Source organism: Massilia sp. (assembly GCF_032106685.1).
GTDB lineage: Bacteria > Pseudomonadota > Gammaproteobacteria > Burkholderiales > Burkholderiaceae_D > Telluria.
Genome location: NZ_DAMCPG010000101.1, coordinates 1 through 1,463 on the forward strand (window position 1 = coordinate 1; position 1,463 = coordinate 1,463).

General features: G+C 59.7%; 2 protein-coding genes. Both read right to left on the reverse strand.

What is annotated here, in order from left to right; genetic code table 11:
- Window positions 1-1,097, reverse strand: a 1,097-nt coding sequence (locus tag RT688_RS23735; protein WP_313707278.1) for a DUF2875 family protein, incomplete at its 3' end; no start/stop codon positions are given.
- Window positions 1,094-1,463: DUF3274 domain-containing protein (locus RT688_RS23740; RefSeq protein WP_313707279.1), on the reverse strand; the 370-nt coding region annotated here is incomplete at its 5' end. The genes RT688_RS23740 and RT688_RS23735, both read right to left, overlap by 4 nt.

The window sequence follows — 1,463 nt, forward strand, 5'->3', positions numbered from 1 at the left end:
GCGGCGGCTTCGAGCCATTCGCTGACGAGGGGCTGGCGCTCGCCATCTCCCTTGACGTCCTGGCGCGTCATGTCGGCGCCGACCTGGGCCGGTGTCTGCAGGGCGTGCTTGTGGTCCGGATTAGGAACTGCCGTTCGCAAATTCCCGTACATCCAGCGGAACTCCTTTTGCAGGAATTCGTTGTCCGGGTCGTCCCAGATGAAGGGCCGCACTGGGTCGACGCGCTCGCGGCGGGCGAGCACGAACAATGCGGAAGCGTCGGGCATCTCGGGGATGTAATGCCCATCCCTCAGCAACTCCGGCGTGCCGGGAAGACGGTTGACATTGCGCGTGCCCATGCTATCGTTGGAATTCAACACGATGTAAGGCACGTCGGGATGGGCGTCGAAAAAGGCGAATACGTCTTCGAGTATGCGATCGGGTTGCTCTTCGAAGCGGCGCGGCCCGACCACGAACAGGTGCCATGCCATGCCGGACACGACCGCCCCTCCAGCAAGTCCAGGTCGCGGCCTTTCCGGCCGGTCTTTTAATTCCGGATAGTCGATCGGTGCCTCGGCATTGAACACAGGAACTCCGTAATACATCGGCGTGAACTGCGCGCCATTTTCGAGCGTATCGCCGCCGCGCCCCCCAGCCGTACCGGCCTTGTCGAGGCCGGTCCAATCGTATTTCTTCGGATCCTGTTCGCGGATCGTCGCATGTGGATTGCCACCTTGCAGCGCTTCCCACAGCTTTCCCTGCCGGTATTTATCCAGGGTGACGCCAAGGCCGATCACCTCCAGTACATATTCGCGCCGTTGCTGCTCGCTTTGCGCTACCTGCTGGACCTGGGCCGCTACCTCTTTCTGCCCGGCTTGCTCGTTCTTCGATGCTTTCACCCACTGCGCGCAGAACAGCGCCGCGACGGCAAGTACTGGCCCTACTACCCACCACAAGATTCGGTTGCCCATCGTTTGCTCCTGAATAGTCAAGCTCTCTGGTTCGATGACCGTCATCACGAAGACCGTCCACAAGGGAATCAGGACGATGAGAGCGAAAATAGCGCCGATCACATATTTCGCTGGATGGACCTGCACCTTCCCGGCCTTGATGCTCATCTTGCCCCCTTCTTTCCGCCCTTCGAATCAACCGATGCCGCCGAAGCGACAACACGGTCACCGGCCACCGTTTCGCAGACGACCAGACCTGGCAAACCCGCGTGCAGGGCAGGCACGCAGGCCGGCAATTCGCCGCTGCTGTAATACTTGGAATTCCCTTGAATGAGTTCTTTCCGCTCGGGCTTCTCAACGCTCCAATACACACTGAATTTTTGGATGAAATCATCCCACTGCGGGATGGACGGCCGTACGGCAAGCGGATCCCTCTGCAACCGCCAATCCGCCACCGCACACAAATACGCATAAAACTTCGGATCACTCGACGCCAATCCTCCGCCGATGGCCAGGTCATATGCCGTTACATTG